At 40.0% G+C, this 24,054-nt stretch carries 18 protein-coding genes; 11 read left to right on the top strand and 7 right to left on the bottom strand.

Annotated features, from left to right (window positions below; genetic code table 11):
* The first annotated feature begins 10 nt into the window (after positions 1-10).
* Positions 11-691 carry a Fe2+-dependent dioxygenase gene (locus Q4575_RS18350; RefSeq protein WP_215963202.1) on the top strand — a complete coding sequence of 227 codons (681 nt, stop codon included), beginning with the start codon at positions 11-13 and terminating at the stop codon, positions 689-691.
* A 144-nt stretch (positions 692-835) separates the two neighbouring features.
* Here the strand turns inward: Q4575_RS18350 and Q4575_RS18355 are convergent, their stop codons facing one another.
* Complete coding sequence (locus Q4575_RS18355) at positions 836-997, bottom strand: hypothetical protein (protein WP_215963203.1); 162 nt, start codon at positions 995-997, stop codon at positions 836-838.
* Positions 998-1,281: 284 nt separating this feature from the next.
* Here Q4575_RS18355 and Q4575_RS18360 point away from each other — a divergent pair, with 284 nt between their 5' ends.
* The 3 genes from Q4575_RS18360 to Q4575_RS18370 all read left to right on the top strand — a co-directional run bounded on the left by Q4575_RS18360 (position 1,282) and on the right by Q4575_RS18370 (position 5,424).
* Entirely contained in the window at positions 1,282-3,825 is a 2,544-nt protein-coding gene (locus Q4575_RS18360) for a CotH kinase family protein (protein WP_303523802.1), read from the top strand.
* Between the two features lie 95 nt (positions 3,826-3,920).
* Positions 3,921-4,751 carry a polyphosphate polymerase domain-containing protein gene (locus tag Q4575_RS18365; RefSeq protein ID WP_303523803.1) on the top strand — a complete coding sequence of 277 codons (831 nt, stop codon included), beginning with the start codon at positions 3,921-3,923 and terminating at the stop codon, positions 4,749-4,751.
* A 46-nt stretch (positions 4,752-4,797) separates the two neighbouring features.
* Entirely contained in the window at positions 4,798-5,424 is a 627-nt protein-coding gene (locus tag Q4575_RS18370; RefSeq protein ID WP_215963206.1) for a DUF4956 domain-containing protein, read from the top strand.
* Between the two features lie 66 nt (positions 5,425-5,490).
* Here Q4575_RS18370 and Q4575_RS18375 read toward each other — a convergent pair whose 3' ends face one another.
* Genes Q4575_RS18375 through Q4575_RS18390 form a run of 4 tightly spaced genes read right to left on the bottom strand, consistent with a single transcriptional unit; the run spans position 5,491 to position 9,864 of the window.
* Positions 5,491-5,781, bottom strand: a complete 291-nt coding sequence (locus Q4575_RS18375) for a transposase (RefSeq protein ID WP_215963207.1) — start codon at positions 5,779-5,781, stop codon at positions 5,491-5,493.
* A complete protein-coding gene (locus Q4575_RS18380) occupies positions 5,781-6,740 on the bottom strand; it encodes a carbohydrate kinase (protein ID WP_303523805.1) in 960 nt (319 codons plus the stop codon). The genes Q4575_RS18375 and Q4575_RS18380 overlap by 1 nt, the downstream gene beginning before the upstream one ends.
* A gap of 13 nt (positions 6,741-6,753) precedes the next feature.
* Complete coding sequence (locus Q4575_RS18385) at positions 6,754-8,688, bottom strand: alpha-amylase family protein (protein ID WP_303523806.1); 1,935 nt, start codon at positions 8,686-8,688, stop codon at positions 6,754-6,756.
* A gap of 9 nt (positions 8,689-8,697) precedes the next feature.
* Positions 8,698-9,864, bottom strand: coding sequence for a sugar MFS transporter (locus tag Q4575_RS18390; protein ID WP_303523811.1), 1,167 nt, complete (start codon positions 9,862-9,864; stop codon positions 8,698-8,700).
* A gap of 649 nt (positions 9,865-10,513) precedes the next feature.
* Between Q4575_RS18390 and Q4575_RS18395 the strand changes: the two genes are divergently transcribed.
* The 5 genes from Q4575_RS18395 to Q4575_RS18415 all read left to right on the top strand — a co-directional run bounded on the left by Q4575_RS18395 (position 10,514) and on the right by Q4575_RS18415 (position 19,600).
* Positions 10,514-11,761 carry an MFS transporter gene (locus Q4575_RS18395; protein WP_303523807.1) on the top strand — a complete coding sequence of 416 codons (1,248 nt, stop codon included), beginning with the start codon at positions 10,514-10,516 and terminating at the stop codon, positions 11,759-11,761.
* 138 nt (positions 11,762-11,899) lie between these two features.
* Positions 11,900-14,815, top strand: coding sequence for a TonB-dependent receptor (locus Q4575_RS18400; protein WP_215963210.1), 2,916 nt, complete (start codon positions 11,900-11,902; stop codon positions 14,813-14,815).
* 139 nt (positions 14,816-14,954) lie between these two features.
* A complete protein-coding gene (locus Q4575_RS18405) occupies positions 14,955-16,379 on the top strand; it encodes a glycoside hydrolase family 32 protein (protein ID WP_303523808.1) in 1,425 nt (474 codons plus the stop codon).
* 229 nt (positions 16,380-16,608) lie between these two features.
* Positions 16,609-18,099, top strand: coding sequence for a tryptophan halogenase family protein (locus tag Q4575_RS18410; protein WP_303523812.1), 1,491 nt, complete (start codon positions 16,609-16,611; stop codon positions 18,097-18,099).
* A 4-nt stretch (positions 18,100-18,103) separates the two neighbouring features.
* Positions 18,104-19,600, top strand: a complete 1,497-nt coding sequence (locus Q4575_RS18415) for a tryptophan halogenase family protein (protein WP_303523809.1) — start codon at positions 18,104-18,106, stop codon at positions 19,598-19,600.
* A 63-nt stretch (positions 19,601-19,663) separates the two neighbouring features.
* On the opposite strand, the gene Q4575_RS18420 is transcribed toward Q4575_RS18415, so the two are convergent.
* The gene (locus Q4575_RS18420) at positions 19,664-20,689 is read right to left on the bottom strand and encodes a LacI family DNA-binding transcriptional regulator (RefSeq protein WP_215963213.1); all 1,026 of its coding nucleotides are present in this window, start codon (positions 20,687-20,689) and stop codon (positions 19,664-19,666) included.
* A gap of 424 nt (positions 20,690-21,113) precedes the next feature.
* Positions 21,114-21,887: a PEP-CTERM sorting domain-containing protein gene (locus tag Q4575_RS18425; RefSeq protein WP_303523810.1), complete on the bottom strand. Its 774-nt coding sequence runs from the start codon at positions 21,885-21,887 to the stop codon at positions 21,114-21,116.
* A 474-nt stretch (positions 21,888-22,361) separates the two neighbouring features.
* Here Q4575_RS18425 and dusA point away from each other — a divergent pair, with 474 nt between their 5' ends.
* Positions 22,362-23,363: a tRNA dihydrouridine(20/20a) synthase DusA gene (gene dusA, locus Q4575_RS18430; protein WP_303523813.1), complete on the top strand. Its 1,002-nt coding sequence runs from the start codon at positions 22,362-22,364 to the stop codon at positions 23,361-23,363.
* Between the two features lie 180 nt (positions 23,364-23,543).
* Positions 23,544-23,789 carry a hypothetical protein gene (locus Q4575_RS18435; RefSeq protein WP_215963215.1) on the top strand — a complete coding sequence of 82 codons (246 nt, stop codon included), beginning with the start codon at positions 23,544-23,546 and terminating at the stop codon, positions 23,787-23,789.
* Positions 23,790-24,054: the final 265 nt, after the last annotated feature.

Genomic DNA, 24,054 nt, shown 5'->3' on the forward strand with positions numbered 1-24,054 from the left:
GAAAACTGCCATGATTGTTATTTCACAATTGTTTAACCAACAAGAGGTTGCTGAACTCATTGCTTCTTTGCCTTCGTCTTCATGGGAAGATGGATCAAAAACCGCAATGGGCATGGCGGCTGATGTGAAAAATAACAATCAGGCAGACTGTGATGATCCCAAAGTACAGGCACTCGCCAATCGTATTTTGGCTCAAATAGGTAACACGCCGGACATAGTATCGGCGGCGTTGCCTCACCATATTTTCCCACCAGTGTTTAATCGATACAGTGAAAGTGAAGAATATGGTTACCATGTCGACGCAGCAGTTATGCGTTTACCCAATTCTCAGAATGTCATGCGAAGTGATGTATCCATGACCCTATTTTTGTCTGACCCGGAGTCATATCAAGGCGGTGAACTTGTATTGCGTTCAGACAGCGGAGAACAAGCTGTAAAGCTTCCGGCAGGATACGCAGTTGTTTATCCCTCTAGACACCTTCATAAAGTTAACGCCGTGACAAAAGGCACTCGTATAGCAGCGGTAACGTGGATGCAAAGTATGATTGCTGACCCTAGTCTACGCGATACTCTGTATCAAATGGACAAGACCATTCAGGCATTGATTAATAGCGGTACAACACAGCGTAGCGAACTCGACAGCTTAAATAATGTTTACCACAATCTCATCAGGCAGTTTGCCATTATTTAATACAAATCCCAGATCTAAAAGTTAGGGCTAAAAGTTTGAGCTAAAAGCATGAGCTAAAAGCATGAAGTAAAAAATTTAGACTCATGATAAAGGCAGTGGCAAAGAAGATTGTCTGTGCCACCTGTCACTTTTCTTTCTGTATTGTTATTCGGCTAATACACAAATCTGGTCACCGTAATAGTTATCTTGGTAATTACACACTTGAGTTTGGTTGCTATTCATTGCGGTATCGTCTTGGATCTTCGCAACTAGGCTTAGACCGTCGCCAGTTAATATCGTTTTCATTTTGTTTATCAAAGAATGCATAGTTGTCTCCTTAAGATTAAATGCGCATTTACAATACCAAATCCACCCAAGAGTAAAATTGGAATAAATAAAACATTACCTTCTAAAAAATAGAACGTCGCAAGCTTAACAATAATGATTTGAAGAACATCATCATCAATATCCACTAAGTCGTCTCATCCAATTTTCCTTTATCTTGTTTCAGCAATTTAATAAACGTCAATCCTACGCTTTCTCATTTGGTGCACATTCTTTACACATTCAATCGATATCTTCATGGTCACATCTACAATTGAGATCGCCAAATGAAAACAAAGTTATACGCCTTATTGGCATTGCAAATCGGAGCTGGAATTCTTTATGGATGCGGCGCAGGTACAGAAGAGTCAACAGATACATCAACCAACAGCCAACTCGTCATTAATGAAATTGTCGCGGACGCCAGTGACGGCGGTAACGATTGGATTGAGTTGTATGTAAAAGAAGGCTCTGTCGATTTATCAAACTTTTCAATTACCGACGATAAAGACGGTCGTGAACCTCAGGCTTTGCCTTCCGTGACTCTTAATGCTGGAGAGTTTATTGTTATTTATGCGATTGACGAAGCCGACGCGGCTACAACGGATGGCTATTTTGTGACATTTAAGCTGGGTTCTGACGATGCAGTCGCACTTTATGAAAACAATGTGCAGGTCGATCTACTCGACTGGCAAGAAGGCGAAGCGAGTGAAGGTTATAGCTTTGGTTTGTTTGCTGACGGGACCGGCACAGCACAAACGCTATCGCCAACCCCAGGTGCAGCTAATATTGAATTAGGTGAGTCTGCATTAGCGCCTACAGATCTAATTTTAAACAACGACGCAGAATTAAGAATCAATGAAATTGTTGCTAAAGATAGTGACGGTGGTTTTGACTGGATTGAGCTTTATGTAACGGGAAGCGGCACGATTAACCTTGCCGATTATACTATCGCGGACGAAGATCGCATTTTGTCGTCGTTACCAGATGTCACTTTGAGCCAAGGTGAGTTTTACCGTATTTATGCTACAACTGACACGGTTGAATATGCCACAACGGTCGCATTTAAATTGTCCTCGTCAGACGTTGTCAGTCTTTATCAAGGAGATGATTTAATTGATCAGCTTGAATGGAAAAAAGGCCAAGCGTTAATTGGTACAAGCTATGGTCGTTACCCAGATGGAAGTGACGCGACTCACATATTAATACCAACCGCCGAAGCGGGTAATAGCTTGGCTTATCATACGGGGTTAATAATCACGGAAGTTGTGGCCAATGCAGCTAACGATGGCATGGATTGGTTTGAGCTTTATAACAATAGTGCAGACAGCATCTCCCTGTCTGACTACCAAGTTATCGATGAAAGTGATGATATCGACCCAATTGATTTACCCGATGTGGAACTGTTGGCGGGGGAATATTTCGTTATTTATGCCACAGACACTGATCCTGGTGACTACTTTGTCCCTTTTGGTCTTGGTAACAATGATGAATTGAGCTTATTAAAAGATGATGAAACAGTCGATTATTTAAGCTGGGATGCGAGTGACGTTCCTGAAGGTTACAGTTTTGGTTTGAATTTGGACGAAACCGGAAGTGGTTATGGTTGGGAGCAAGATACATTAGTGCCAAGCCAAGGCGCTGACAATATCGCTGTAGTCGCCTTTGATTCAGCCGTTGTAAGGGATTTATACATCAATATTACAACGGACAATTGGCAAAGTATTTTATCGGATCCAGAAGCCGAGGAATACCACGAAACGGCAATCTCGTTCAATGGCGCGACGCTCGACAGTGTGGCTATTCGTACCAAAGGCGGTTCCAGTTTACGCAGTGTTGCGCAGTCAACAAGTGACCGGTACAGTTTTAAAATTGATATAAATGAGTATGTCGATGGCCAAAAGTTTTTTGGCTTGAAAAAATTTACTCTGCAAAACTCATTTAATGACCCGTCTTATATGCGTGAAGTTTTTGCCTATGACCTGCTAAAGGAAATGGGCGTTGCGACGCCACAGCATGCTTTTGTAAATGTTTATGTTAACGATGAACTATTCGGTTTGTACCTAATGGTTGAAGCTATTGACGGTGAATTTTTAGAAAACAATTTTAGCAATGCAAACGGTGATCTTTATAAGCCAGACGGTGTGGGTTCAGATCTGGTTTGGTTAAGTAGCAATATTGAAAGCTACAGTGATATCAATTTACAGACAAACGAAGACACCACAGATAACGGTGCATTTTTAAACTTTGTGGCTGAGCTAGATAGCGGTTCTACCGACGTCATAGATGTTGACGGTTTATTACGTTACATGTCGGTGAGTGTTGCTTTATCTAACTTAGATAGTTACCACGGTGCGTTGGCTCACAACTACTATATCTATGAACAAGATGATGTATTTAGCTTGTTGCCATGGGATTTTAATGAGTCGTTTGGGTCATTCAATATGGGGTGTCGTACTGATATTCGTGAGTTATACATTGACGAACCGACAGACGGACCCATGTCGGAAAAACCACTTATTAACAATGTATTTTCGCAACAAGCTAACTTAGATGTATACCACGGCTATCTGTGGCAACTTATCGAAGGTCCGCTTGAACCAACAACATTTGCTAACCGTGTTGAAGAAATCGCTGACTTGATCCGACCTCATGTTGAAAACGATCCAACCGCGTTTTATAGCGCTTCGCAGTTTGAACAAAACTTAAATAGTACTGTTAGCCGATTTTATGGCCTGACAAGCTTTATCAACTACCGTGTCGCTAATATTCGTCAACAGCTTGAAGGTGATATTCCATCTTCAGGTACCGGTCGAGGCTTCTGCGGTTAGTAACAAAAAGAGTATTCAATTAGAAGTACTCGCCAAGTTAGTGGAACATTTTCCACTAACTTTATTTAATGTTTAGCGACCAAAGCGAGTCAACAATGATAGCAGTACAAACTGAACAACTAGACAACACACCGGCAGCACCCAAATACTCTGACCCTCAAAGAAATTCTGGGCTGTCCAGGGCGTTAACGTTGTTTAAAAGCCACGGTCTGGCCGATCTGGATAAGGCTAATTTGATGGATCGAGTCGACAGTAAGTTTATGTTGCCGATTAGTATGTTACCAAAAATATTAGGCCAAATTCATCAGTCCTACAGCGTATTAGAAATTGCCGGAAATCGTGTTTCAACCTATCAAAATGAATATTTAGATACACCGGATATGCGATTGTACAAAGACCACCATAATGGCCGCTTAAATCGTTATAAAGTGAGGCATCGCCACTACGTTGATACGGACACGCACTTTATCGAGGTTAAGTTTAAAAACAACAAAAAACGAACGATAAAAACGAGGGAAAAACTGTTTCCAAAAGATCAAGGTTTTGACGCAGTGATGCCGTTTATTAAGTCCCAAACACGAGATAAATACAACGATTTGGAAATTATTCAACGCGGTGGTTACCAACGAATCGCACTGGCAAATGAGCAACAAGCAGAGCGTCTTACTCTTGATTTTAACCTTTGGTATTTATCAACCGATGGAACAAAACGAGTGGAACTTCCAGGCTTTTTTATTGCCGAATTAAAGCAACAAAAAATATCAAAACATTCGCCATTTTATCAACTCATGAGTAGCAATAATATTGCGCCAACCAGTTTTAGTAAATATTGCATTGGTTGCTCGTTATTAAAGGGATCAACGTTAAAAGCCAACCGCTTTAAACCAACATTGTCTCGTTTAGCGTGCCTCAATATGGGCGAATGATTGCGCGTTAACTTACCGAATACTTCAAATTTATTAAGAGGTTGTTATGACTGAAATCGATTTACAATTTATCCTACGTTTTTTTATTAATATGGTGTCTATTAGTGTGCTTTGTTATGGCTGCTATTTTCGAATAAACAAAAATGCAACGGTTGCGGGTTCGTTTTTATTGTTTGGTTTAGGCATCTTTATCATAACGTATCTATTGCATGGCGTTGATATGTCGATGGAGTTTGCGTTTGGACTGTTTGCTGTTTTCACTATGCTTAGGTATAGAACGGAAACGATCACCATAAAAGAGATGACTTACTTATTTTTGGTGACCGCGATTGCTTTATTAACGTCAGTGGGCAAAATGTCAGAAGTAGACTTGCTTATTCTTAACGGTGCAATATGTGCTTTTGCCTTTGTGGTGGATTCGAGTTTATTGCGTAATCGATTTGGAATACAACATGTTGTTTATGAAAAGATTGACAATATTAAGCCAGAAAACAAAGCGATTTTATTTGCTGATCTCAAGCAAAGAACCGGCTTAAATGTGGTTTCGGTTGATATAGAATCTATCGATTTTATGCGTGATGTCGCGTTATTGAAGGTAAGTTACGTCGACCAACCTATGACGTTAACATTACCGGCAACTGATCATAAAGTGGATAAAATTTTACAGTCGTAATAACGATACGCGGTGGCAATACGCCGCGTGATGTTATTTAAAAAAGTAATTTTAAGCGCGAATAAGTTAAAGTCGTTGGCGTAATGGTTTGGCATGATTGGCTGTTGCTTTACTGTCACTATCATCGCCCGATGCTTTTATCAATTGAACGTCCTTTAATGAATCTTCAGCTTTGAGTCTTAAATGCGATTTTTTGTTCATTTCTTTTAACATGGGCGCGTATTTTTTAACCCAGCTGTACATCTTAAAATTTGATACTAAGTGTTTATCTGCGGCTGCAGAAATACTGTAGTCGTTATACACAACCATAGCTATGGCTTTAAGTTTAAATTCTAATGAGTGCGAGTTGTCGCGCATTATCCATTGCCTTCTTGTTCAAAATAACTCACCATCGCTTGGTCTGGTAAAGCGGGAAAAGCGCCTTGTTGCGTAACTGTGTGAGCACCACATTGAGCAGCAAACGAAACGCTTTTATTTAACTGTGGCGAATTGACGAAGGTCTCTAGCGTATTCAGTTTTACTTTTTGCTTACTCAATTGATACAGAAAACCACCAATAAAGGCGTCACCAGCGGCTGTTGTGTCAACCACATCCACTATTGGCGTTGGTACACCAAAAGTTCGGTTTTTAGTCATACACACTATCGGTTTCGCGCCGTCAGTTAATAGAATTAGTTGGCATTGTTGAGTCAATAAAGCCGCTAAAAAGTCATCGGCCCCGTCAGCGGGTACAAGTTCATGCAATTCTTCAAGGCTGACTTTGATTATGTTTGCCGACTTCATACTTTTGATTATCTTTGACTTATAGTCGCCATTTTCTGGCCACAAATTGATCCGCAAATTAACGTCCATAGAGACAATGCAATTGTGCTCAACCGCATGTTGGATCCCAGTATAGGTACTTTGTTCTATTTGTGTTTCAGTTAAACTGTTTGAGCAATAATGAAAAATAGAACTCACCGCAAACATTTCGATGTCAAAGTCATCTGGAGTGAATAGTAAGTCGGCTGAAGGTGGGCGATAAAACTCAAAGCTACGTTCTCCGCTAGCGTCTAATGTAACAAACGCTAACGCGGTTTTTGCCTTGAGCGTCCACGCCACATAATTAATTTCAACGCCATACTCGACAAACTTGTTAAACAAATAATTACCAAACGTGTCATTGCCTAACATGCCACAAAATATTGCATTACCGCCTAACTTAGACACCGCGACGGCGGCATTTGCTGGCGCGCCGCCAGGATATTGGGTGAATTTTTCAGGTTCAGTGGAAAGCATATCGATGAGAGCTTCGCCAAAACAAATCACTTTATCCATCATTATTCTCCTATTAATTTAGGGCTGATTTTGTAAGCCACATGAACTGATAAGGTGCCAGTGTCATGGTGGGTTTATGCTGGTATGTTTGGCCCGTTAAGTTTTCAACAAGCTTTTCATTTGGATTAATGTCTATTTTTTCGAGACTAACCGATTGCGTAAACTCACTAAAATTACAAACAAACACAGCGTCATCATGGGCGTTTAATGTTCGTCTATAGGCAAATAGGTGGCTATGACCAAGTGGTAGAATGTCGGTATGTCCTAAGCCAATAACAGGGCTATTTTTTCTTAGGGAAATAAGGTTTTTAATTGTGTTATTTACAATGTTCTGAGGTGCGCCGGGCTTTTGCGCATCAGTTAGCATCTTGTTGGTTATTTTAGGTCGGTTAACCCATCGGCTATCATGCTGTTTTTTATCGTCATTTTCATATGAATAATCATTGAGAGCAGCAAGTTCGTCACCTTGGTATAACAAAGGAATTCCACCAATGGTCAAGATGATCCCGTGCAATAAACAAATACGAGCGATAGCGTGGTCGATGTGTAATTGATCCTGCGTCGCCAATGCATCTTCGAGACCACATAAAGACGCGAGAGAACCACATACGCGACAATCACCATTTTCTGGGTTGTATTGGAAACCTCGACCAGTGGCAAAAGAACCGTCAAAGCTGCCAGTATAAAACTGGTTTAAGAACGCGCGATGATCATAGCCATTGATACCAAGTTCACCCGCGTCACCATCGTCAAACGTCCAACCTATGTCGTCGTGACAACGGGCGTAATTAACCCAACTACATGAGTCGTCAATAGCAAATCTACGCTGTAAACTTAGTTCTAGTAGGTCAGTTTCGCGGGTTGCCAGTGAATTCCACAATAGCGCCATAAGTAAAGGGTTGTAGGACGTTTGGCACTCGTCTTTGTCGATATATTTTGCCACTTCATCAGGATGCACAATTGCTTCTGATTTAAACACAACACCTGGGCAAACGATTTGTGTACAAACATTAAAGGCTTGGATGAGCAAATGAGCTTTAGGTAAATTTTCGCACTGAGTGCCTTGTTCTTTCCAAACAAAGGCCAATGCGTCTAGACGCAAAACGTCACAGCCCAAATTCGCTAGGTATAACATTTCCTGGGTCATCGCCCTAAATACAGATGGATTTTGGTAATTCAGATCCCATTGGAAATTATTAAATGTCGTCCACACCCATTGCTGCAACTCTTCAACAAAACTAAAGCAACCACGCCGAACCGATGGAAATATTTCACGAAGTGTTTTGTCGTATTCGTCTGGCTCATTGCGGTCTGGAAACACAAAATAGTAGTCTTGGTAATTCTCATCACCTTGCTTAGCGTTTATCGCCCATTCATGTTCGTCAGATGTATGATTAAAGACAAAATCGAGCACCAAATTAATGTCGGCTTTTGCTAATGCATTTGATAAAGCTTTTAAGTCTTTAGATGTGCCTAATTTAGGGTCAACTTGACGATAATCTGATACTGCATAGCCACCGTCACTATCGCCTTCAGGTGACTTATATAAAGGCATTAGATGTAAGTAAGTGATCCCTAACTCTTTATAGTAAGGGACTTTACTTATCAGATCTTTTAAGTCATCAGCTACTAAATCGACGTAAACGGCCATACCAACCATTTTTTCATCTCGATACCAATCGGGCTGGTTTAACCTTTTATTGTCAGATCGGTGCAACGCAACTGGACGTTTTTTAAAACTAGTGGCTAGTTCACAAACAAGTGCCTCTAAATGAAAATACAGGTCGTACTGATTATCATAAATGGATAAAAATAGATTAAACAACTTAGGAAAGTGTTGGTCTAAGCGTTGCTCAAATACGTCAGTCTTTGCGTTGGTTAATGCCTTAAAGTTACTCGATTGCTTAATTCGAGAAAGGCACTGTTGTGTTTGTCTAGATAAGTTCATCAGGCTGCCTTAGTTATTTGCAATTTGTTGGATAAGAAGTTGTTCTTGAGCTGGTTTAAATTTCCAGTTGTAGAACAAACCTGCAAACAATAGCGCGGCAAATACAGTAGCAACGTAAAATCCGTATTTGGCCTGGCCGCCCATCATGTCGCTAACAATTGCCATAAGTAATGGGCCTACTGACGCCGCAACAGCAGTAAAGAATAAAATAACGCCGGCAATGGCGCCGTGTTGTTCTTTAGGAAAACAGCTGATGCCTTTTGAATTAAGCGTTGGGTAAATCATGGCCATAAACAGCCCAGAAGCAGGGAGTAGAATAATTGCTACATCTAAACTCAATGCCATGCTTAATACATAACATAAGCAAATGGCGGCTGAGAACAGCATCATCGCTAGTTCCCAACTAATATGTTTTAACACCCAAACCGCACCAAAACGGCCTAGTGCTCGAAGGGTAAAGAATATGGTAATTGTCCAAGGCACAACGTATTCAAGAGAACCCGTGTATTCACTGAGAAGGGAAGGCATCCAAACGTAAATGGCGGCCTCGGATGCGACATAACATGCTATTAATGCTGAGAACCCAAGCGTTGTTGGTTGCTTAACGATTTCGAAGGTTTGTTTTAAGTTGTGTTTAGAGTTTGGTTTAGCTTCGTAAGTGGGATAATGTGAAAACGCCGCCAAAATACAAAGAACGATACAAAGCACGCCAGCAACAATATATAGGTATTTCCACGACACATCGTTTGCCAATAAATAGCTTACGATAAATGGCCCTATGATAGCGCCAACACCAAAGAAGCCTTCGACTAGGTTCATTGTTTTGGTGTGATCTGAATTAGATACTGTAATGTCTCCGACAAGCGCAAGCGCAGCTGTTTTAAATATACCAATCGCAACGCCGGAGATTAATAACAGGAAGAGGAAAAACGCAAAACTACTGCCAATAGCAAATAATCCGCATGCGGCGGAAAACATTAATAAGCCGATAATTATAGACACTTTTCTGCCTAACTTGTCTGCTAGAAACCCAAGTAACATGCCACTAGCGGCAATTGCCATCATTGGACCATAGTGAAATGCACTGGCTGCCGTATGACTTAAGTCAAATTCTTTTATGATCTCTGGAATGATCACACCAACTGCGTCAGTTGTCATTGCAAACATCATGAACATTAAATACGTCAAAATTCGTATCAGTTGATTATTCGCTACTTTTGTTTCCACGTTCCTCTCCTACCCGTTGATGACAAGTTAAGTATGCTGAAGGTTTCCGGTAATAAAAATATCGTTATTGCTGGAAATACCAAAAACAAACTCTGCAAGACTCGTTGTAATCTTATGCTTAACACTAGTTTTTTTAGTTATTGTTAAAGCAGTTATTAATAACTTAAACGATTAAGTTTAATATTAGGTTAAATAGTAAACATTTGTCTAGTTTATTTTGACCGCAGTTCTGCTCTCGCATATTAAGAGCATGATTAAATTAGGATTTTTATTCCTAGCACTGCGGGCCTAATAACCAGATTGGTGTTACCTACAAGGCCTGTAACTAAATGTTTTATATGTTTTAGTGGGTTTTTTATTTTATATATCAGTTGTTTGGTGTTTTTGTGATGATATTTTTCTTAATTGATTAAGAAAAGTGCTTGATTAAAAAGTGAACGTTAACTAGTATTGAATTTAATGAATGAGTTGCACCACTTAAATTAGTCAATTTGTTACTAACAAATTTTTGAGTTGGTAAGTCATGTTTCAACCACAAATGTCTATGGCTAGACAATAGAGGTTAAATTACATGGTTGCTATTAAAAGAGATCACAGAATGCAGACGAGTATTGCAAAACGAAACTATTGGTTGCTTAGCGGGGCTTTACTGACGTTTTTTCTTACGTGGTCGTTTTGTTTCTCTATTTTTTCAATTTGGCTTGAGCAATTTGTTGGATTAAACGGCGAGGAGCGAGGAGTTGTTTTTAGTTTAGGTGCTTTTTGCGCTCTGTTTATACTACCAGTATATGGTTATCTACAAGATAAGCTTGGTTTAAAAAAACATGTACTATTTTTTATCTCTGGTTTGCTGATCTTTGTCGGGCCATTTGCCATATACCTCTATTCACCACTTTTAAAGTCAAATGTGTGGCTAGGTGGCGCATTAGGTGGCGTGTATTTTGGGCTAGCGTTTAGTGCTGGCGTAGGGGTCATAGAAAGTTATGTTGACCGTGTTGGCCGGATGACCGGTTTTGAATTTGGCAAAGCGCGTATGTGGGGATCAATTGGCTGGGCAATAGCAGCTTTCTTTACCGGTAAGATTTTTAACGTGAATCCCGACTTGAATTTTTGGCTAGCCAGCCTATCAGGCCTGATTTTTTTATTGTGTATTAGCTTTGTTGTGCCAGCGACATCAAGTAGAGATGAATCTATTTTTGATAAAGCCTCGGCTGCGCTAAATGTCAGTGACGTTTTGAAGTTATTCAAAAATCGTCAATTTTTGGCAATGGCCGTTTACGTTATTGGTGTAACAACGGTATATGGCGTTTATGACCAACAGTTTTCGACTTATTTTGCTTCGGTTTTTCCTTCTAAAGAAGAAGGGAACGCAATGTACGGTTATCTAAATTCGTTGCAAGTCATGTTGGAAGCCTTAGGAATGTTTTTGGCTCCGTTTATTGTAAATCGAATTGGTGCAAAAAACGGTTTGATTTTAGCTGGTGCAATTATGGCGCTTCGTATAATCGGCTCAGGTTTTGCTGACGACAGTTACAGTATTTCGTTTATGAAGTTATTACATGCAGCTGAGCTTCCAATCATGTTAATTGCAATATTTAAATACATCTCAGCGACTTTTGAAGAGCATTTGTCAGCAACAATTTACTTGGTCGGTTTTGTCTTTATGGCACAAATAGGCGCAGCGGTATTGTCCATCGGTGTTGGCATGATGTATGACCAACTTGGCTTCCAGCTGTCTTATAAAATATTGGGCTCAGTGGTCGCATTCTTTGTACTTGTATCTTGGGTTTTATTAACCAATGAGAAGAAACATTCAAAAGTGGTGGCGGCATCAATTACCGTTTGAGGACATCAAATTTTGGATCTGTATTTGACGTTAGTTATCGCAAATAACGACTTGTATCAGGTTTGTTATAAAAAAATAAATAATTAAATAATCAACAGAAATAATAAGTTTTATATAATAAAAAGGCAGGGTTTTTAAATGAAACACACACATAAATTCACACCAACCATATTGTCCCTAGCGGTATCAGCGGCAATGTTTTCACACAATGCAGTCGCTGCTGAAACCGCAGTTGACGACGAAGTCGAAGTAATCGCAGTCACGGGTATTCGTGGTTCTTTGATGCGAGCACAAGCGGTGAAAATGGAAAACTCTTCTATCGTTGAAGCTATTTCAGCGGAAGATATCGGCAAGTTACCTGATTCTTCAATCGCAGAAACATTGTCTCGATTACCAGGTATGTCGGGCGAACGTGTAAACGGTCGTACTTCAGGTGTTTCTGTTCGTGGCTTTAAAGAAGATTTTACGGGGACATCATTAAATGGTCGTGAATTAATCGGTATCGGTGATAACCGTGGTGTTGAATATGACCTGTATCCTTCAGAGATTATGACAGGTGCGACAATTTATAAGTCGACTGACGCGTCACTTATGGTTCAAGGCATTGGTGGTACGGTTAATTTAGAAACAGTACGCCCGCTGCAAGCTCAAGAAACCTTAACAGTTAGTGGTAATTATGAGATTAGCGGCAGAGAATCGGATAACCCAGAATTTGATAACACGGGTAAGCGTTATTCTTTATCATTTGTAGAGAAATTTGCCGATGACACAATTGGTCTTGCTATCGCGGTTGCAACGACTGAGTCTCCGAACAATCAAAGAAAGTATGGTGTTTGGGGTTATAACACAAATGACGACGGTCAAATTTTACCGTCTGGTTTAGATACCGTAGTACAAAGCACAGTTTTAGAACGAGATACGGTTTCTGCTGTATTGCAGTTCCAACCGAATGATAAACTAAACATTGTTATCGATGCATTAGATATTAGCTATTCAGATTCGGGGATTATTCGTGGTTTTGTAGAACCGTTTGCTGCTGAGAATGTTGTTGGTTCTGGTTTTAATACTACGGGGACGCAAGTAAATGCAAACTCAGTTCTCATTAATAACCCAAGACAAAAAGACGGTGATTTGAGCGTATTTGGCTTAAACGTTGGGTATAAATTAAATGAAAATTGGTCAGTTGAATTTGACGTTGCTAAAAGTGAGTCAAGTAAACGTGATTTGCAAGGCGAGTCTTATTCTGGTCTAGCGCGTTCAGGCACATTAAGTTCAGGTGAATTTGGTGAACGTACGTTTGAAATGAGCCAAGACGGTATCTTTTTTGTTGGTACATCGGGCCTAGACGCATTTTCTGACCCAGACGCATTACAACTAACTGGTCCACAAGTATGGGGCGGTGGTTTAGCTAACCTTGAAGACGACTTTAAAACTTCTGAATTAACAGCTAATGGCGAAGATGAATTTAGCTACCTTAATGCTCAGGATGGGTTCTTAAACTACGCGGATTTCAGCGAAGAGTTAACCACCATGAGAATGGAAGTGGTTGGTTTCATCGAAAGTGATTTATTCCATACTGTCACCGCTGGTATTAACTATAGTGACCGTAAAAAAGACAAAGACAACAAAGGTTTCTTTGCTACTGCGTCGTCATATCCGTTCTCGGACTCAATTCCATCTAAATATGTTTATGATGGGTTAGCTGATTTAAGCTGGGCAGGTTTAGGACATGTTGTTGCCTATGACGGTTTTGCACCTTATCAAGACGGTGAATATACGCTTAACGACGCTGGTTTACTTGAACCAGATAGACTCGGTGATACTTATTTAGTTGAAGAAAAAGTAACAACTTTTTACATCAAAGGTGACTTTGAAACTCAACTCAGTGGTTATGACGTAACGGGTAATGTTGGTGTGCAATACATTCAAACAGACCAATCTTCTTCAGGTTATAACGGCATTGTGGGTTCTAATTACGCGGTGTGTGATGACAACAACGACAAGCAAATTGATGACAGTTGTAAGATTGAAAGCGGTGCGGACTACAGTCATGTCTTACCAAGTTTGAACGTAAGTTTAGAACTAAACGAAAGTCAGTTTGTTCGATTTGCAGCAAATAAAGCCATTAGCCGTGCCAGAATCGACCAGATGAAAGCGTCTAGTTTTGTTAAGTTTGATCAAAACATCGACCTAATTTCAATTCCAAATACGATTGACGATGTCGTTGATTACGGGACTCCGTGGTCAAAATTTGCAGGTAACCCGTCACTTCGTCCGTTGGAGTCGAATAACTACGACTTGTCTTTTGAGCATTATTTTGAAGATGAAGGTTATTTGTCAGCGGTTGTTTTCTATAAAGATCTAGTGAACTTAACTCAAGCAAGTAGCGGTGAAAGTTCGTTAATTAACTTCAGAAATGACGAAACGAATGACGGTGCAGACTATTATATCCCGGGATTCCATGACCGTGTTGCTGTTGAAGATGGCGAATATGGTCCTAAGAAAGTGCCATATGCAGCTGGTGATTTAATTACCCCACCAGACTACGGTAGCTATTCGTTTTTTGAAGATGGTTTACAAGGTGAAGTTAAAGGTCTTGAGCTAACGGCAAACGTACCATTTGGTATGCTTGATGATAGCCTCGAAGGGTTTGGTGTTGCAGCGTCAGCCACGTTTATTGATGCGGAACTTGATGATGGCTCGCCAATTGCTGGCCAGTCAGACAAAAACTTCTCGTTAACAGCCTACTATGCAATGGATGGTTTTGAAGTTCGTGTTGCTGGAACAGACCGCTCTGATTACTCAACGTATCAACGTGGTGGTTCAAACAAAATTGAATCAGCTAACCGTAGCGGAGTGACTCTAGTGGATGCACAAATTAGTTACGACTTTGAAGACTCAGATATCGAGTACTTAAAAGGTTTACGTATCTCATTGCAGGGTACCAACTTGACCGATGTTGATGAAGAAACGGTAGATGATAACGGTGTTGTAACCACTCGTCGCCAATTTGGACCATCGTTTATGCTTAACGTGAATTACTCTTTCTATTAATAAGTAACAGTTAATTTAGAGTGTAAGAGGCTGTCAGTTTATCGCTGGCAGCCTTTATCGACATAAACTAGCAAGTGGATATTACAAGGCCCACAGCTAGACATTTAACTGGTTTTAAGAATAAACATGGCGATTATTTGTGAGCGATGATATGACAATTAGCGATAACTTCATGACAGATGAATGGCGCCCTTTCATCCATTTCACACCGGAAAAAAATTGGCTAAATGATCCAAATGGTATGGTTTATTTTGCAGGAGTGTACCACCTTTTTTACCAGTACAACCCTGATGGTGACAAACATGCAAATATGCACTGGGGACACGCAACCTCAACTGACCTAGTTCAATGGCAACATCATGATATCGGAATATATGCTGCGCCAGAGGGGTTAGGATACATCTTTTCTGGTGGCGCTGTTGTCGACGTGAATAATACAAGTGGTTTAGGCAATGGCAATCAACCTCCATTGGTTGCCACATTTACTCATCATTCTGAAGACGCAGTGCAAGTACAGAGCTTGGCGTTTAGTCAAGATGCAGGTAAAACTTGGCAAGAGTATGAAAATAACCCCGTAATTGCCAACCCTGGGATCAAAGATTTTCGCGACCCTAAAGTTATTTGGGACGACGAGCGCAATCAATGGGTGATGGCTTTAGCCGCTGGGCAAGTCATTCAGTTTTTTGTCTCCAGAAATCTTATCGATTGGCAATTGGTCAGCGAATTTGGTGAAGGTTACGGTGAACACGGCGGCGTTTGGGAATGCCCTGACTTGTTTCCACTTACAACTGCAAATGGCATTACTAAATGGGCATTGCTTGTGAGCATTCACCCTGGCGGTCCAAACAAAGGGTCCGCGACACAGTACTTTCTGGGGGATTTTGATGGTACTCACTTTGTTTCGTCACAAACAGAAACTAAGTGGCTAGATTACGGCCCAGATAACTATGCAGGTGTTACGTGGGACGGATTACAAGCGACCAGTAACAAACGAATATTCATCGCTTGGATGTCTAATTGGCTATATGCCAATGATTTACCGACACATCCATGGCGCGGCGGAATGACGTTACCGAGAGAATTGACTTTAGTTGAAACCGATAACGACTTCTTTTTATCAAATTTGCCTTCGGAAGATATTTTGGCGTTGAGAACTCAGTATATATTAGACGTTGGTCAAGTTAAGTCATTACCGCAATCGTCGGCCTATGAAGTCATTTGGAAATTTGATAAATCAATTGGTAATAACACGATCACTTTCGCTAATAACGCAGACGAAAAGCTCGTTATTAACTACATTGCCGAGGGTAATGCGATTGAGATAGATAGGACACAATCTGGATGGATTGATAAAGGCTTTGGCCAAATTGCGGTCGCCCCATTAAAGTTAATTGATGAAAGTGAAATCGCCTTGTCCATTATAATTGATAGATCTACGGCTGAGATTTTTTGTGAGAATGGACTATCGACGTTGACGTCAAATATTTTTCCATCGATGCCATATTGTAAATTAATGGTAAAAAGTAATTGTACCGTTAAGTGCTTCGAGTTGAAGGCCCAATAGAATTGGCGCACTTGCTCGGCACTGACAAAAGAATAACCTCTACTATGCACTGCTTGTTTGTGTAATCTCAACCCCTTTTGAGCTATTTCTTAAGGGGTCTTTTTTTACATTTGCATAAGTTGTATTGGCCTAAAATACTGAATAAATACCATCGTATAATAGTGTTTGGAATTTAATTGGTATTATGGAATGGTATAAAAGAGTCAATTAAAAGTTAAGGTAAATTATGATGACCCAAACGATTAAGAGGATAGTAATAGCAGGGGGTGGAACTGCCGGCTGGATGACAGCAGCATTACTGTCCAAAGTTCTTCCTAAATCGGTTGAGATTACCTTAGTAGAATCCGAAGCCATAGGTATTGTGGGGGTCGGTGAAGCGACAATTCCACCAATTCAAACGTTTAATAAGTTTTTAGGTATCGACGAACGTGCTTTTTTAAAAGAAACAAATGGCTCGATTAAACTTGCGATTAAATTTGAAAACTGGCGAGTTGACGGTGAAAGCTATTTCCATACGTTCGGATCACCCGGCACAAGTATTGGCTTCAGTAATTTTCAACATTATTGGTTACGAGCCAAAACCCAATTAGGTTTAGAAGACTCGATTTGGGATTACGACCTCAATTATCTTTGTTGCCAGCAAAACAAATTTAATAAAATGAACACCCAAGATCCGATTTATCAAATTCCTTATGCATATCATTTTGATTCAGGTTTATACGGTCAATTTTTAAGACGTTACTCTGAAAAAAATGGTGTTAAGCGCATTGAAGGCATTATTAAGCATGTTAAACAAAACGCCGATACAGATTTTGTCGAAGGGATACAACTGGCCGATGGCACACAAATCGACGGTGATTTTTTTGTTGATTGCACGGGCGCTCGCGGTTTGTTGTTGCAAAAAACACTTGGTATTAAATATCAAGATTGGTCACATTGGTTACCCGCAGATTCGGCCATAGCGGTTGCAACGGATCAGATGGAACAGATACCACCTTATACCAGAAGCATAGCCCATAAAGTGGGTTGGCAGTGGCAAATACCGCTTACACACCGCACTGGCAATGGTATCGTTTATAGTTCTTCTCATTTGTCTGACGATGATGCCATGAAGACTTTGACCGAAAACGTCCAGGGAAAAACGCAGACTGCGCCACGAAAATTAACGTTTAGAACCGGTAAGGTAGAAAAACAGTGGCATAAAAATGTCGTAGCCATTGGTCTATCTAGTGGTTTTTTAGAACCCCTCGAATCCACAAGTATCTATCTAATCCAATCTGCTGTTGTTCGCTTAGCTAAAATGTTCTCAACCCAAGGCATAACTCGGTCTGTTACAAATGCATTTAATCAAGAATCGGATACCGAAATTGAAACCATTCGAGATTTTGTGATTTTGCACTATTACGCGAATGAGCGCACCGATTCTGATTTTTGGCAAGATATGCGTAATTTAAAATTACCTGAAAGATTAAGTCAGAAGATCCAACTCTTCCAAGATACTGGGTCAATGTTTAATGAGCAACATGATATCTTTTTAGATGCCTCTTGGTTACAGGTAATGTTAGGGCAAGGCATTAACCCGACGAGTTATCACCCGTCAGCGGATTCAATGTCTAGCGAAGAGTTGCTTTCTATACTAGCCAAAATAAAACAAGCAAAAATGGCTCCTTTGCCACAAATGATGACCCATGATGATTTCCTAACGAAGTATGTTGGTTAAGCGGATGGCTAAACCATTTCGCATTGTTATTTTAGGCGGCGGCACTGCGGGCTGGATGACAGCTAATCTCATGGCCAAACAGTGGCTGTCAGAAACCGCGCAAACTCCACCAATGGAAATTGTTGTTGTTGAATCTCCAGACATCAAAACCGTGGGCGTTGGCGAAGGCTCGACACCAACCTTACAACGTTTTTTTAACAAAATGGGCATATCAGATCCAGATTGGATGGCACAATGTAACGCCACTTATAAGCTCAATATTCGATTTTCAGGATGGAGTCCCGCATCAGGTGTAGACTGCTATAGCCACCCTTTTCTATCACAATTAGATACGTTTACTGAACGGCCGTTTGCTGTTAATTGTTTAACGCGTCGACTCGGTTTAGACGTTGTCACACAGCCAGATAAATTTCTATTTAATGCTTATCTAGCAGCGCATGACAAGCTGCCGCTGGTGCCTGAGCACTTTCCATTTAAAATGGAATATGGGTATCATTTTGACGCTGGTTTATTGGGGCAGTTTTTAATGCAACATGCCATCGGACTTGGTGTTCATCATAAGTTAACAACGGTTAAACACGTTGAGACTTCGCCAAATGGTGATATTAAACAGTTGATATGTAACGACGGTGAATCTATCGAGGGAGCGTTATTTGTCGACTGCACAGGTTTCAGGTCTGAATTGTTGCAGCAATCGCTGGGTGTAAAATTTAATTCGTTCAAGGACAATTTATTTAATGACTCAGCGATTGTTTTACCGACGATGGAGATTTCCCCAAAAATGGAAACTCAGTCTATCGCAATGTCCAACGGTTGGCGTTGGCAAATCCCGCTAACACATCGTACTGGCAATGGTTATGTGTATAGTTCTCAGTTTCAAACGGCCGACAGCGCTGAGCATGAACTGCGTGACGCTTTAGGGTTGTTAGACAATGATCAGGTTGCTGGTCACCTCAAAATGAAAGTAGGACAAGTAAGTTCGCACTGGGAAAAAAATTGCATTGCTATAGGCTTATCCCAAGGTTTTATCGAGCCTCTTGAAGCTACCGCATTGCATTTAGTACAGATTTCAATTGAATCATTTATGGCCTGTTTTGAACAAGGGGAATTTAGAGATACACATAAGGATGAATACAACACTTTAACGACGGAGCGATTTGACCGAGTACGAGACTATATTGTTGCTCACTACAAATTAAATACTCGAAATGATACCGATTATTGGCGAGCAAATCGTGACAACAATAACTTATCTGAACCTTTATTACAGTTGTTAGATGTTTGGTTCCGAAATGGCGACTTAGGTCAGGAAATTGCTAGGCAAAAGCTTAATTCGCACTTTGGTAATATGTCATGGCACTGCTTATTGGCGGGCTATGGCACGTTCCCTGCGCTAGCTACTAAGCAACCAAATACTGGGGATCAATTTGACGAGCATCAAATCGAAGACTTTTTTCAGAGGTGCTTACTTAATTTTAAAACGGCCAGTTTGACAAGCTGACTTGGGTCTGTGCATGTTTTATAGCAATTACAGAAACTACAGCAATTACAGAAACTATTGCAGCTAAGTGGACTCTCCGATCTTCATTTCGTATGAAACTAACCTTGATGTGGTTAACCCTAACAACAAAGTTTCTGCCGCCGCTTTTCCTTTTTCAGCATTTGCCTGACAAATCGTTGTCAAAGAAGGACGAGTACGCAACGCTTCATCGATACCATCGAAGCCCGTAATTCTTAATTCTTCTGGCACTTTTATGCCTTTATCTTTTGCCAGTTTTAATACTTCTAATGCAATTAAATCACTCATACATAAAATAACATCGGGACGCGGAATACTCGTAAGAGCTTCGTTTGCAGCTTGGCTCGCATACTTGGAAGTATTTTTGGCTATTGTCCAAATTCGGTCTCCTTCGATTGAGATCCCAACGGTTTTAGCCGCTGCAATATAACCGTCTAATCTGCGGTGCGAAATTGAGTGTTCAAAATCTAATAATGGCGAATCGTAGATCCGGCAGGTACTTTTAGAGTCAATTAAACGCAGACCCAAAATAGCAACTTGATCTGACTCTTTTAATGTCGATTTGGCTATTTCAAAACAAGCAGTTTCATTATCGACATTAATTGATGGAATATTTTCAATATCGAAATCAACGGTTACTACAGGCTTTAACTGATTAGCTAATTCGCTAACTAACGCTTGATTGATGGGAGCACCATAGCAAATAAAACCGTCAACGAAGTCGGCAATATCGCCTATGTTTTCAGAATCGCCAGAGTACAAAAGAGTATGTTTTTTATGCTCACGTAAGACTTCAGTTGCGCCTTTCATAAAGGTGCTCGCAACCGGATCACTAATGATGTAATCAATATTGTCTGACAGTACAATACCGATAATATTGGAGTGGCCTTTTCGCAATATTTGAGCCGCTTTGTTAGGACCTTCAAAGCCAATTCTTTTACACTGCTCTAGTATTTCAATACGCTTTTTTTTTGATAGTTGATCTGGGCGATTAAATGCGTTTGAAATAGTAGCTGTTGAAACGCCTAATTGGTTAGCAACATCTTTTAGGGTGAGTCGTGTTTTTTTCATTAGTTCTAATCTTTGGTGGTTGTACAATTTAAAAATAATGCAGAGATAATAGTAACTTAATCGTTTATATTTTTCACCCATCGAATGGCAAATTTTTGCACTGGTTTTGAGTGGTGTCTTATCCTTTTTAGCCAAAAAATTTCATGATTTATATTATTTTTATCTAAATCAACACCTTGGTTTTTTTTGTTTTACAGGTGAATTATTGTTGAATAGAAAATGATGTAACTAAAACGTATAAGTTTATTTGCAAACGTGTGATCGGGTTTTAACGGTGAGGTCGAAAACATTTTCGTATTTTAAATACGGATGCAATCATCAATAGATGGATGTTTTTTTAAGTGAAAAATAAAAAACACCTAGGGTTTAGCTAGGTGTTTTCTACTATTATACCGTATTATTATTCGATAAATTGTCGTTTAAATTATGCTTTTTTACCAAATCGGCGTGAGGCTAATCCAACGAGGCCCATAGCAAAAAATGCTAGGGTCGATGGTTCAGGCACTTCAACAGCACCATTGCCAACGATGATTTGGATTGTGTTCATGGCGACAAGCTGACCATTTGAACTTGCTCTTAAGCTAATATCATACGTACCGTCGACTGTTGGATCGAAACCTGCGTCAAAAAACCAATGCGGTTTCCAAGAGTTTTGTGCCAAGTTATTATTGGCTGCCAGAGTTTGAAATCCTGCAACATCAAGATACGCCGCTTCATCGCCTGCTCCTTGAGCTGTAGCATTAGTTCCAATTGAGTGGTCGTAATAGCCACCAAATAAGTCGTAAGTATCTGGAGAAACGCCAACTCCAGCATCATTATCTACTATTAATTCAAATAAATAATCGTCTAAGTGGTTACCTGTCGAGCCATCAAAATCAGAATTAATGGACCATTCAAAGCTCCAAACCGCTGTTGGCGCTGATTGAGTTGGTGCAACACCGGCATCAAATGAATACGTGCCGTCGCCGTTACTATTAAAGGTATTTTCGGCGGAACCGCTAGCATTGTGTCGTAATTTGCCTCTTAGCCCTAGCTCAATGCCATCTTCCTGCATCACTGTAAAAGAACCGTTGAGGTTGCCACTACCAAAAATGGCGTTATTTGTGACATTTGCGTCATACATTAACCCTGCATTTGCAAATGATGACATGGCAAGCGTTGCGCCCACCAATATTGATTTAAAGTGCTTGTTTTTCATTTGTGTCTCCATTCATTTGAATATTATTATTTTTATTTACAGATAGGAGTAAGCATTTAACATGCCTTTACAAAGTTACTTAATGTTTTCATTAGGTTAAGAAATGTACAGGGTTTTGTACTTTGCCATTTGTAAAAAATACTGACAATGATTGTAAAGAAATTCCTTACATAGTGTATTCCAGGCTTTGCTTTTGGCGCTTGCTCTACTTGCTTATCAGTTAGTTAATTTGATGGTGACTAAGTTAAAGGTTCGTTGGATTTCAGTGTATAATCTCTGTAATTATTCAATTCCGGTTTAGCGGTGCTAAATTAAGTTGGAACAAAGCATCTGTGTATTTTAGTAAATTTGTGAACGCAAAAATTGTTTAACGACTTGTATGTAAGCGTTTAGCAGAATTGAGAAAATCTGGGTATAAAGAGAGTTTTTAACGTGACGGACAGTATTAAAGATCAAGCGGAGTCCCGCAGCAATATTTCTAGTAATTCAACGAATAAGATAGATCGTCGATTTTGCGTAGCGCCTATGCTCGATTGGACTGACAGGCATTGCCGTTATTTTTATCGAACGATGTCAAAGCACGCCGTTTTATATACTGAAATGGTAACAACAGGGGCCATTATTTTTGGTAAAGGCGACTACCTACAATTTAACGATGCTGAGCAGCCTGTGGCATTGCAACTAGGTGGTAGCGATCCCGAAGCTCTTGCTAAATGTGCAAAACTTGCGGAAGAGCGTGGGTACGACGAGATAAATTTAAATGTTGGTTGTCCGTCAGACCGTGTTCAAAACGGCATGTTTGGCGCATGTTTAATGGCAAATCCTGAATTGGTCGCTGAATGTGTCCGAGCGATGAAAGCCGTTGTTGAAATTCCTGTGACAATTAAGTCTCGCATTGGAATTGACGAGCAGGACAGTTTTGAATTTTTACAAACTTTTATTGAGACTGTCAAAGACGCGGGTTGTGATACGTTTATCATTCACGCACGAAAAGCCTGGTTGACGGGCTTAAGTCCAAAAGAAAACCGCGACATTCCTCCTCTTGACTACGAACGTGTCTATAAAATTAAAAAAATGTATCCAGAGTTAGAAATCATTATAAACGGCGGAATAAAAACGTTGGAAGAATGCACCGAGCACCTTAAGCATGTGGACGGTGTCATGATGGGGCGTGAAATTTACCATAATCCATATTTAATGGCGGATGTTGATCAAGTTGTGTATTTAGATAATGAGTCTGCAAAGCCAAGCCGTACAGAAGTGTTATCTCATGTGTCTGACTATATTACTGGTTACGAAGCCGGTGGAGGCCGAGCTTGGCATGTTCTGCGCCATATGATGGGACTATTTCAGGGCCTGCCAGGCGCAAAAATATTTCGTCGTTATTTAAGTGAAAACGGCGTTAAGTCAGACAAACCAGGTAAAGAACTACTACACGAAGCCTCTTCATATTTTCGCCAAAGAGAAATTGACTAAATAGTGGTTAAAATAACCAATATGTTAATCTGAAACCATATTGGTTATTTTATCTCTTGAAAGCTAATTTTTGATAATCCCTTTAATATCAGTTATTTAAAATTTATTTTGAGTATGGCACAACCTTTGTAACTAATACTTCGACTAAGTTATTAAATAAACTAAAATTGGAGAATTATCATGCAATCATTAATCCTAGCAACAAGTCTGGTTATGTCTACACCGGTTACAATTGACGAAATCAATAATGTAGCGAAATTAGACAACTTGATTCACAATCAAACTCAACATGTATCAGCTTTGGTTCATGCACAAACTAAAAATATCACACAAGATACGTTTTTAGTTCAAGCGAAAATGGCGTTAAATATTTCGAAAGAATATGCCGCTACATTTTCACTTAACGAAGATGACGGTGCTGAATAATGATGTATACCGCAGCCACCCTATTTATCGCGGCATTGTCGCCGGTATTGAGTTTAGGATGTGTTTATCTGTTGGTAAATGTGTATCGGTTTGGGGTGCGGTTTCAAAAAATGCACCCCCAAAAATAGATGGCGCTAAAAAGAGTTGTATAGCGCTATCTAATAGTTAGTGTTTACCCCTTCCAAAAATCCAAAAATCCAAAAATCCAAAAATCCAAAAATCCAAAAATCCAAAAATCCAAAAATCCAAAAATCCAAAAATCCAA

Origin of the sequence: Psychrosphaera sp. 1_MG-2023 (assembly GCF_030548245.1) — a bacterium.
Taxonomy (GTDB): Bacteria; Pseudomonadota; Gammaproteobacteria; order Enterobacterales; family Alteromonadaceae; genus Psychrosphaera; species Psychrosphaera algicola.

What these genes read in the sequence shown, in the direction of transcription:
- Q4575_RS18350 (WP_215963202.1), top strand. Translation starts at nt 11, where the DNA reads ATGATTGTTATTTCACAATTGTTTAACCAACAAGAGGTTGCTGAACTC.
- Q4575_RS18355 (WP_215963203.1), bottom strand. Translation starts at nt 997, where the DNA reads ATGCATTCTTTGATAAACAAAATGAAAACGATATTAACTGGCGACGGT.
- Q4575_RS18360 (WP_303523802.1), top strand. Translation starts at nt 1,282, where the DNA reads ATGAAAACAAAGTTATACGCCTTATTGGCATTGCAAATCGGAGCTGGA.
- Q4575_RS18365 (WP_303523803.1), top strand. Translation starts at nt 3,921, where the DNA reads ATGATAGCAGTACAAACTGAACAACTAGACAACACACCGGCAGCACCC.
- Q4575_RS18370 (WP_215963206.1), top strand. Translation starts at nt 4,798, where the DNA reads ATGACTGAAATCGATTTACAATTTATCCTACGTTTTTTTATTAATATG.
- Q4575_RS18375 (WP_215963207.1), bottom strand. Translation starts at nt 5,781, where the DNA reads ATGCGCGACAACTCGCACTCATTAGAATTTAAACTTAAAGCCATAGCT.
- Q4575_RS18380 (WP_303523805.1), bottom strand. Translation starts at nt 6,740, where the DNA reads ATGGATAAAGTGATTTGTTTTGGCGAAGCTCTCATCGATATGCTTTCC.
- Q4575_RS18385 (WP_303523806.1), bottom strand. Translation starts at nt 8,688, where the DNA reads ATGAACTTATCTAGACAAACACAACAGTGCCTTTCTCGAATTAAGCAA.
- Q4575_RS18390 (WP_303523811.1), bottom strand. Translation starts at nt 9,864, where the DNA reads ATGTTCATGATGTTTGCAATGACAACTGACGCAGTTGGTGTGATCATT.
- Q4575_RS18395 (WP_303523807.1), top strand. Translation starts at nt 10,514, where the DNA reads ATGCAGACGAGTATTGCAAAACGAAACTATTGGTTGCTTAGCGGGGCT.
- Q4575_RS18400 (WP_215963210.1), top strand. Translation starts at nt 11,900, where the DNA reads ATGAAACACACACATAAATTCACACCAACCATATTGTCCCTAGCGGTA.
- Q4575_RS18410 (WP_303523812.1), top strand. Translation starts at nt 16,609, where the DNA reads ATGACCCAAACGATTAAGAGGATAGTAATAGCAGGGGGTGGAACTGCC.
- Q4575_RS18415 (WP_303523809.1), top strand. Translation starts at nt 18,104, where the DNA reads ATGGCTAAACCATTTCGCATTGTTATTTTAGGCGGCGGCACTGCGGGC.
- Q4575_RS18420 (WP_215963213.1), bottom strand. Translation starts at nt 20,689, where the DNA reads ATGAAAAAAACACGACTCACCCTAAAAGATGTTGCTAACCAATTAGGC.
- Q4575_RS18425 (WP_303523810.1), bottom strand. Translation starts at nt 21,887, where the DNA reads ATGAAAAACAAGCACTTTAAATCAATATTGGTGGGCGCAACGCTTGCC.
- Q4575_RS18435 (WP_215963215.1), top strand. Translation starts at nt 23,544, where the DNA reads ATGCAATCATTAATCCTAGCAACAAGTCTGGTTATGTCTACACCGGTT.